Consider the following 9,722-nt stretch of genomic DNA (forward strand, 5'->3'; position numbering starts at 1 on the left):
ATGGGGACGTACCTAATGCTTTCATTCTTAATGGAAGAAGAAGCACAGGGAACGTCAATACTTTCTGGGAAAATGCAGCTGGCTCAATGAGGTGAAAAAGTAGAGAATCTTGAGAAAGAGAAAACCACCCGCAGCCGTCGAAAGCAAAAGGGTGGTTCTCATCGAAGATAATTCATGGCAACCAACACCATGACGGTAGAGGTTGCAGGGAGAAGTGTTGGCGCACTTCTCTCTTTATTTATATATCCATTATATAGGAAGATATTCTGAATAAGAAGGTTATATGGTGCATTGAGTTTATCAAAACAACCTCCTCTGCTCGTAACAAACAATCCTAGCAAAAATAATAATAGTATAATGGATTAACAAGGTTTGTACTGACTAGTGCTTTTTTAAGGAGAGGATTATCGATGGGCGATAAAATTATCAAGTGGGGTATTTTAGGGACAGGTGGAATCGCGAGTGCTTTCGCGAGAGATTTGGCTTTTGCTAAAAATACCGAAAAACTTGCTGTCGGTTCACGTACAAAAGAGAGTGCTGCTAAGTTTGCGGAAGAGCATGGCGTTTCCCGTGCATATGGAAGCTACGAAGAACTAGTCCAGGACCCGGATGTGGATGCAATTTATGTTGCTACGCCACACCCTTTTCATAAGGAAAATGTATTGGCGTGTCTTCGTGCTGGTAAGGCTGTGCTTTGCGAGAAGCCTTTTACGATAAATAGCGGGGAACTAGAAGAAATCATTCAATTTGCCAGAGATCAAAAGCTTTTCTTGATGGAGGCGATGTGGACACGTTTCCTGCCTCCGATTGTTAAAGTTAAAGAATGGATTGACAGTGGGGAAATTGGCGAAGTCCTTTTGGTAAAAGCGGATTTTGGTTTCCGTGCACAATGGAATCCTGAGTGGAGATTGCTTAATCCAGATCTTGGAGGAGGAGCTTTGCTGGATGTTGGGATTTATCCGGTAACATTTGCATCAATGATATTCGGAACAAAACCAGAGAAAATTCTAAGTACAGCTCATATCGGTGAAACGGGTGTGGATGAACAGTTTTCCATTCTTATGTCCTATCCTTCTGGAAAGACCGCCACCCTTAACGGAGCCTTTCGAATTGGTTTAACTAACGAAGCCTACATACATGGAACAGAAGGGTATATTCGAATCCCTTCATTCCATAGTGCAAAATCAGCAACCTTATATAAGGATGGTCAGGAAGTAGAGACATTTAATGATGACAGAAAATCGGCTGGTTATGCGTATGAAATAGAAGAGGTCGGAAAATGCCTGAGTCAAGGGCTTTTAGAAAGCCCTGTCGTTCCGTTAGATGAATCATTAGAAATTATGAAACTGATGGACGAAATTCGCGGACAGTGGGGATTGAAATATCCGTTTGAGTGATACTTATGAGAAGCACAGGAGACGTACCCTGTGCTTTTCTTATGGGACAAGGGATATTGAGACATTGAGAGCTGATTCAATTCAATCATACTTCTACTTCGTATTAAAAACCTCGCTCCTTGTTAAGCGCTTTTTTGGTTATATACGATATACCAATGAAGATCAAAATTGAAGCTAAGAATCCAATCAATAATTGTGAACCAGAGATCGGTAACGCTGCTGCTAATTGTACTGAGTATGCCAGAAAGGTTGCGGTGATCAACTTTGAGACTGAGGCAATCAGCAAAAACCTTTTTGGTGATACTTGGCCTATGCCTGCTCCTACACAAATGATCTCATCTGGAAGAATTGGAACGATGAATAATAAGAACATGATCAATGTTTCATTTTTAGAGACATAATTATCGTATTTTTGCAGCTGCTCTTCCTTGATCAGTTTTGAAATAAATTTCCTTCCTCCGTATCTGGCGACAAAAAACATGGCTGTTATCCCCAATATTGTTCCAAGAAAAGAAATTGCCGCAGCAGTAGCGGGTCCAAATACTGCACTTGCACCTGGAACGGTAACAGCTTCAGGAATCGGAAGGAGGATTGGTTGGGCAAAGCTGATGAAAAAGAAAATATATTTGGCTGTTTTTAGATGTTCTTTTAACATTCCTTCAAATCCGTACGTATCAGTAAGAACAATGATTTTTGTCATATAAAAAATTGCCAGTACAAGAATCAAAAAGGCTCCTAAATATAAAATGACCATCCTATTAACCTTCAGAAGATTCCGATGGTTCTTCATCAGAAAATTTCCATCCATTAACAAAACAATTATAACAGCGCCTAAGTAAAGCCATTTATATAGTGGCAGTACAGTAGGCAATAATTCAAACACTAAATGTAGTGACAGGATGCTGAGCGCTAAATGCAAGGTCAATTCCAATGCAAGATTGTGGTTTTCTTTAAGTGTGAACAAGTTGATATACCCCTTCATTTCATGTAATGATGACTTGTGTTTACATTTTAATGAAGGTGGAGACTTTAATCGACGCGCTTAGGATTGAAATTGTGCTAGGACCTGAGGCTTACTATAATTAGAAAAGATAATTCCAGGTTTGCGAGAAAGGAGGAGTTATAAACACAGTGGACGTACCATGTGCTTTTCTTAGAAACCAGGGCACGGTTTAAAATATTTTTTAATTCAGGACCGAGAACCGCCCGCTGTTTTCTCATTCTACGACAGTGTCAATATTTCATACTTTGAGGCTAATTCTATGAATTGTGCTATCCCGCTGATTTTACCGGCTATGAGTTTATCATTGAGTTCATAAAAATCCACGCATGTTTTACAAGCCAGCAATAACACCCTCAGGATTGGATAATCTAATTGTATTATTGATCCGTTGGGGCTTCTCCTGAACTTAAAACCTCCAGATCATTCTGTAAGGCAGTCAATCTATTGTCTTATTGGTGTCCAAAAAAAACAAAAACTAGAAAAAGAGATTCCCTATGAGTCTTATTGGTGCCCAAAAAAACCTGAAACAGAAAAAAGAGGTCACCAATAAAACCGATTGGCGCCCGAAAACTCCAGAAACAAGAAAAAGAGGTCACCAATAAAGCCGATTGGCGCCCAAAAACTCCAGAAACAAGAAAAAGAGGTCACCAATGAAGCCGATTGGTGCCCAAAAACTTCAGAAACCGGAAAAAGAGGTCACCAACACCCCACGCTCCTACTCTCTCTCTCCATTTATCACCCCCCATACTAACTCTGGTATATAGAAAATACTTCCTTTAAAATATAGGAGAAAGAAGTGGAAGTGTGGTGGTAATGGTGTTGAAGCTTTTGCTGATTGAGGATGATGCTTCTTTGTTCCAAGAGATTCGGGAGCGTCTGACTCAGTGGTCGTATGAGGTGCATGGGGTGACGGATTTTGGTGATGTGATGAGTGATTTTACGAGAGTGAAGCCTGACTTGGTGATCATCGATATCCAGCTGCCGAGGTTTGATGGGTTTCATTGGTGCCGGATGATCCGGTCGCATTCGAATGTCCCGATTATTTTCCTGTCATCACGGGACCACCCTACGGATATGGTTATGTCGATGCAGCTCGGGGCGGATGATTTTGTACAAAAGCCGTTCCACTTTGAGGTGCTGATTGCGAAAATTCAGGCAATCCTGCGTCGTGCCTATAATTATAATGCGACTCAGAACCAGTTGAAGACGTGGTGCGGGGCGACGATTGATTATGATAAAAATACGGTTGAAAATGAGATGGGCCGGATTGAATTGACCAAGAATGAAATCTTCATTTTAAAGCTGCTGATTGATCAGAAAAACAAGATTGTCAGCCGTGATGAGGTGATGAACAGCCTGTGGGATGATAAGCGGTTCATCAACGACAATACGCTGACAGTCAATGTCAATCGGCTGAGGAAAAAGCTGGGTGAGATTGGGCTGGGCCACAGAATCGAAACGAAGATTGGACAGGGATACATGGCCGTTGAAGAGGAACATGCCTGATGTTTATTACTTATCTAAAGGAAAGGCGGAGCTGGATTCTGCTATTCCTGCTGCTCCAGTTTCTTCTCGTTTTTATTGCTTATATAGATTCCACTGTTTCGATCGAGTCGGCTCTTTATTACGTTTTTCTGTCAGCGATCATCTTTGTGATTTTTATCCTGATCCGTTTCCAGAAAGAAAGGGAATTTTATCAGGAGCTGGAAGAAGCAGAGGATCTCCTTGATTTTTCAGACAAGGAACACCTCAGTCCTTTTGAAGGAATGGTAGCCGAGAGCATCACACATCATTTTGAAGTGCTAAAAAAAGCCGTTTCCGAGAATGAGCGGAGGCTGGATGAGGAAAAGGATGAACTGCTTTCCTGGATCCATGAAGTGAAAACGCCGCTGACGGCTCTGAAATTGATGATTGACCGGCTCGAGGATCAGGCGCTGAAAAAGGAAATGACTTATGAGTGGCTGCGGATCCATCTTTTATTGGACCAGCAGCTGCATCAAAAACGAATTCCGTTCATGGAGAATGACTTATATATTGAACAGACCGATTTGGAAAGCGTGATTTTCAGCGAGGTGAAGACCCTGCAGTCCTGGTGTATCCAAAAAGGCATTGGCGTCGATATCGACCTGAAATACAACGAGGTGATGACGGATGCTAAATGGCTTGCGTTTATCCTGCGTCAGCTGCTGACGAATGCTGTGAAATACAGCGATGCATCTGATGTTCAGATTAGAAGTAAACAGCGGGATGGGCAGATGATCCTCGAGATTGCTGATGAGGGCAGAGGGATTGATTCCAGGGATCTCCCTCGCATTTTTGAGAAAGGTTTTACATCCACTGCACATCATCAGGATCATGCAGCAACCGGAATGGGCTTATACCTGGCAAAAAAAGCGGCACAGCCGCTGAAAATCAGGATCGATGTGGAATCAACACCTGGCAAGGGAAGCACATTCACTCTTACCTTCCCGAAAAGCAATGAATTTCTCCAAATAACAGGCATGTGACAAAAATGTCACATGCCTTTCCTCATTTGTTACCTGAATCGAAGGAAGGCATAGAGACGGGATTTTATAATGATATTATCAAAGAAAGGATGTGCGGACATGATTTTACTGGAAGCTGCCAAACTTCATAAAACATATGGAAATAAGTTTAATAAACAAGAAGTGTTAAAAGGGCTGAACCTGAAAATTTTCAAAGGAGAGTTCGTGAGCATCATGGGTGCCTCTGGCTCGGGAAAAACGACGCTGCTGAATGTGCTTTCCTCAATCGACCGGGTGTCCAACGGATCGATCAAGATTGAAGGGAAAGACATTACCGGGATGAAGGAGAAGCAGCTGGCAAAATTCCGTAAAGAGCATTTGGGCTTTTTGTTCCAGGACTACAATCTGCTCGATACGCTGACGGTGAAGGAAAATATCCTTTTGCCACTCTCGGTCAGCAAAACGCCGAGGAAGGAAGCGAACCAGAGGTTTGAGAAGATTGCCAGTGAACTGGGGATTATCGAGCTGAAGGATAAGTATCCGAATGAAATTTCTGGCGGGCAAAAGCAGCGGACTTCTGCTGCACGCGCTTTTATCCATGATCCAAGTATCATTTTTGCGGATGAACCAACGGGTGCTCTTGATTCGAGATCAGCGTCAGATCTGCTGAACAAACTGAGTGATTTGAATCAAAAGCGGCAGGCGACAATCCTGATGGTCACCCACGATCCTGTTGCGGCAAGCTATTGCGGCCGGGTTATTTTTATCAAGGATGGCCTGATTTACACAGAACTCAATAAAGGAGAACAGACGAGACAGGAATTTTTCAAGGACATCATGAAAACCCAGAGTGTATTGGGCGGTGTGCATCATGAGCGTTAATCAACTCATCCTCCGCAATTTGAAAAAGAACCTGAAAAACTATTACTTGTATGTATTTGCGCTGATGTTTAGTGTCGCGCTGTATTTCGCATTCGTTACTCTCCAATATGACCCGTCCATGGATGAAACAAAGGGTTCGATCAAAGGAGCGGCTGCGATAAAGGCTGCTTCTGTCCTGCTTGTCGGCATCGTCGCGATTTTTCTGGCGTACGCCAATCGGATTTTTATAAAAAGGAGAAGCAAGGAAATTGGATTATTCCAGCTGGTGGGGATGACGAAGAGCAAGATTTTCCGCATCCTGAGTGTCGAGAACTTTCTGCTGTACTATGGCTCTTTGCTGGCAGGCGTTTTCCTCGGGTTCTCGATCTCCAAGCTGATCATGATGGTTCTGTTCAAACTCACGCAAGTCGACGGGATTGCGAAGCTGCATTTTTCCGGCACAGCCCTGGTACAGACACTGATTGTTTTTTCATTGATCTACGTATTGCTGCTGGTGCTGAACTTTATTTTTATAAAAAGACAAAGCATCCTGAGCTTATTCAGGGTGGTATCAAAAACGGAAGGCCGAGTGAAGAAAATCTCATTCTGGGAGATGCTGATTGGTGTCCTTGGCATTGCGCTGATTGGAATCGGCTATTATGTGTCATCCAAGCTTTTCGAAGGGGATTTCACTTCTGTGAACGAACTCTTTTCGGCCATGGTGTTCATTCTAGCTTCGGTCATCTTCGGGACATACCTGTTTTACAAAGGGTCTGTCAGCTTTATCGCCAATATCATCCGGAAAAAGAAGGATGGCTATCTGAATATCAATGAAGTGCTTTCCTTATCCTCGATCATGTTCAGGATGAAGTCGAATGCCCTGCTGTTGACGATTATCACGACGGTATCAGCATTGGCGATTGGGTTGTTGTCGCTAAGCTATATCTCTTATTATTCCGCTGAGCAGACTGCGAAAAATATGGTCCCAGACAACTTCGCGTTTGTGGATGAGAACTCTGCCGCTGATTTTATGGAGGAATTGAAGTCGAAGGACATCGATTTTACCGAAAAAAGGATTGAGGTACTCCAGGCGGTGATGAACGCAGAAGATATAATTGGACTGAAAATGGAAGGATACACACAGGACCCGCGATCGATGAGTGTGTCGGTCATCAGCGAGAAATCTGATGGCCAAAGGGAAGTCAGTAAGGATGAAGCTTACATGACTGGCTACAGTGATATCATGATGAAATTTATCTCCATGAAGGACTCTGGGCCGATTGAGATCATTGGGGGAAATCACGTTATCCCGTTGCAGTATCTTGGAATGGAAAAAGAATATCCGGTGTCGCGGTATTTCGGGGGATCTCCTGTAGCCGTGGTGGATGAGACTGTTTTTGAGAAGCTGAAGAATGATGAAGACCCTGAAATACAGCGTGGCTCTTCTCAATATATCGGAATTGACATTCAAAATAAAGACGATTTGGAGAGAGCGAATGATCTGTTCAATGAAAAAAAGTACCATGAAGCCAATATGAATGAATCACGCCTGGACAGTGAAAATATCCAAAAGAAGCAGATGGGACTTACGATGTTCATTGTCGGTTTCCTTGGACTGACTTTCCTCGTCACATCAGGCTGCATTCTCTATTTCAAGCAAATGGACCAGACAGAAGACGAAAAACCAAATTACACGATTTTACGAAAACTGGGGTTCACCCAAGGAGATTTGCTGAAAGGAATTCAGGCAAAGCAGGCGTTCAACTTTGGCATCCCGCTAGCAATCGGCCTGCTGCACAGCTACTTCGCCGTCAAATCTGGCTGGTTCTTCTTCGGCACAGAATTATGGTGGCCGATGCTAATCGTGATGGGACTCTATACAGCACTATACTCCATCTTTGCTGTACTATCTGTAGTACACTCAAAGAAAGTCATTCGGGAATCACTTTAAATGGAGGCAAGAAGAACGGGGACATTGAACTGAATCCAATTATTGGACCGAAGCACGGGGGCGAACCCTGTGCTTCTTCAGTATTCTCTCAATAAATTAGGTTAATTGCACTGTGAAACCTTATTATTGCACCGACCTATGTTTTAATTGCGTGAAAGCAGCCACGAATTGCACGGTAGGGAGTAATAATTGCACTTTCAAACAAATTTTACCATTATAACTTTGCATAACGCCCCCATGAAACTTTACATCAGTTGATACGTATATGTAGAGGACAAAAATAAAAGGGGATTTTTATGGGAAATATCATTCTATTTGCTCTTTTGGTTGGATTGGCTTCTGCTCTGATTCTTACTCCTTTTTCTAAAGGGGTAGAGAAGGACAGGAAAATGACATCTGCCTTTTTGATTGCTGCGATTGTTCTTTTTACGGCTGGGACTTTTGCCTTTTATTACGCATTTAATTTGGATCGCAACCTTTCTTCCTTGTGGCCGTTTGCGATTGTGATCACGTTTGCCGGCACGTTTTTTGCGGCTGGGAAGGAAAGGGTGATTAAAGGAATTCTATTTTTGGCAGTCCTTCTCGTTGGCGCGTATTTCATGATTGCCTTTCTTTTCAACGCCGAGGAAAAATATGAGTCTGCGAAAATGGCGGAGAAGATGGAAATCTCGACCTTTGATGAAAAGGAAACGCCAGCGAGTGTTCCTCCTCATTTTGCGCGCAATAAGATGAAAAAGGCGTTCGGCCAGGTTCCAAATACGAGTTATTATGAGCTTGGGAATCTTCAAATCCAAAAGGTCAATGGAGAGTATGTCTATATCGCACCTGTTGAGTTCTCAGGCTTTTTCAAATGGTGGAATGGCAAGTCCACACCGGGTTATATTACAATCAGTGCCACGGATTCATCAGCAAATCCAAAATTCAAGAAATCAGACATGGTTTATACACCTTCTTCGTTCTTTAATAAAAATGTCGAACGCCATATCCGTTTGCAGTATCCTGAGGAGATTTTCTACGGAGACACTCAGCTTGAGATCGATGATGAAGGAAAACCTTTTTATATCAGGACCTTCGGTGAGTTCATCTCAGCCAGGAATGGTTTTGATGTTAAAGGGGTTGTCGTAGTGGATCCTGATTCTGGGAAGACGGAATCCTATGCGCTGGCCGATGTTCCTGAATTCATTGACGGCGCCGTTTCACCGGAAGCAGTCAGTCTGCAAAACAGCTATTATGGTAATTACATTCATGGCTATTGGAATAGCGTGTTTGGCAAGACGGATATAAAACTGCCTTCAGATGAAGGGACCGAAGCCCAAGTCAGCCCAATTTTCGATGAAAATGGCGATATGTATTATTTCACCGATTTTACCAGCCCGAAAGAAGGGGTCGACTCCATGCTCGGGTATTCTCTGACGAACTCCAGGACAGGGAAGGCGACCTTCTATACTGGCAATCTTGAAGAGTCCTATATGGATTCTGAGGGCGCGCTTCAGATTATTGAAAAGAAGTTTATTGAGAAAAAGTGGCATGGCGAGATGCCGATTCTCTACAATTTTTATGGAGAAGCCAGCTGGTTGACGCCTGTTCTTGATTCGAATGGCTTCCTGCAAAATTACTTTATCGTATCGGCTGCAAACCCGGAAATTTCGGTGTTTGGAAATACACCAAATGAAGCATTGAGGAAATATAAAACAGCACTGCAGTATGGCGGCGGAACGGTGGATGGCAGTTCGAAGGCAGAGGAAAAGCAAACGAGCGGAACCGTGTTGCGCGTATACAAAGAAAAAACAGGTGACTTCACGATTGTTTCAATCCTGTTGGACAATAAGAAGAACTACATCATCTCATCAGAAACGAACCCATTGGCGATCTATGTAAAAGAAGGCGACCAGGTCAATCTCAAATACATGGATACCGGTGAAACCTTCTTGCCAGTGAAAGAGTTAGTGATACAAGGATTAGAGTAAATACAAAAAATAGTGCCTGTCCCCAGCGTAATGTTGCACCTGGGGACAGGCACTTTT

At 43.0% G+C, this 9,722-nt stretch carries 7 protein-coding genes; 6 read left to right on the plus strand and 1 reads right to left on the minus strand.

Annotated elements, in window-relative coordinates:
• Window positions 1-410: 410 nt before the first annotated feature.
• Entirely contained in the window at window positions 411-1,397 is a 987-nt protein-coding gene (locus ACH0QE_RS07995) for a Gfo/Idh/MocA family protein (RefSeq protein WP_415800167.1), read from the plus strand.
• 103 nt (window positions 1,398-1,500) lie between these two features.
• Here the strand turns inward: ACH0QE_RS07995 and ACH0QE_RS08000 are convergent, their stop codons facing one another.
• Window positions 1,501-2,361: a TVP38/TMEM64 family protein gene (locus ACH0QE_RS08000; protein ID WP_415800168.1), complete on the minus strand. Its 861-nt coding sequence runs from the start codon at window positions 2,359-2,361 to the stop codon at window positions 1,501-1,503.
• A gap of 855 nt (window positions 2,362-3,216) precedes the next feature.
• Between ACH0QE_RS08000 and ACH0QE_RS08005 the strand changes: the two genes are divergently transcribed.
• The 5 genes from ACH0QE_RS08005 (at window position 3,217) to ACH0QE_RS08025 (ending at window position 9,665) form a co-directional block, all read left to right on the plus strand.
• Window positions 3,217-3,906, plus strand: coding sequence for a response regulator (locus ACH0QE_RS08005; RefSeq protein WP_415800173.1), 690 nt, complete (start codon window positions 3,217-3,219; stop codon window positions 3,904-3,906).
• Window positions 3,906-4,907, plus strand: coding sequence for a sensor histidine kinase (locus ACH0QE_RS08010; RefSeq protein ID WP_415800169.1), 1,002 nt, complete (start codon window positions 3,906-3,908; stop codon window positions 4,905-4,907). Before ACH0QE_RS08005 ends, ACH0QE_RS08010 begins: the two co-directional genes overlap by 1 nt.
• A gap of 99 nt (window positions 4,908-5,006) precedes the next feature.
• Window positions 5,007-5,768, plus strand: a complete 762-nt coding sequence (locus ACH0QE_RS08015; RefSeq protein ID WP_415800170.1) for an ABC transporter ATP-binding protein — start codon at window positions 5,007-5,009, stop codon at window positions 5,766-5,768.
• Entirely contained in the window at window positions 5,758-7,698 is a 1,941-nt protein-coding gene (locus tag ACH0QE_RS08020) for an ABC transporter permease (protein ID WP_415800171.1), read from the plus strand. The genes ACH0QE_RS08015 and ACH0QE_RS08020 overlap by 11 nt, the downstream gene beginning before the upstream one ends.
• 296 nt (window positions 7,699-7,994) lie before the next feature.
• Window positions 7,995-9,665, plus strand: a complete 1,671-nt coding sequence (locus ACH0QE_RS08025; protein ID WP_415800172.1) for a hypothetical protein — start codon at window positions 7,995-7,997, stop codon at window positions 9,663-9,665.
• Window positions 9,666-9,722: the final 57 nt, after the last annotated feature.

The organism is Mesobacillus sp. (assembly GCF_047739415.1).
Classification (GTDB): Bacteria; Bacillota; Bacilli; order Bacillales; family Cytobacillaceae; genus Mesobacillus.

Bases quoted from the DNA above. Each gene is read 5' to 3' on its own strand.
- ACH0QE_RS07995 (WP_415800167.1), top strand. From the start codon at position 411: ATGGGCGATAAAATTATCAAGTGGGGTATTTTAGGGACAGGTGGAATC.
- ACH0QE_RS08010 (WP_415800169.1), top strand. From the start codon at position 3,906: ATGTTTATTACTTATCTAAAGGAAAGGCGGAGCTGGATTCTGCTATTC.
- ACH0QE_RS08015 (WP_415800170.1), top strand. From the start codon at position 5,007: ATGATTTTACTGGAAGCTGCCAAACTTCATAAAACATATGGAAATAAG.
- ACH0QE_RS08020 (WP_415800171.1), top strand. From the start codon at position 5,758: ATGAGCGTTAATCAACTCATCCTCCGCAATTTGAAAAAGAACCTGAAA.
- ACH0QE_RS08025 (WP_415800172.1), top strand. From the start codon at position 7,995: ATGGGAAATATCATTCTATTTGCTCTTTTGGTTGGATTGGCTTCTGCT.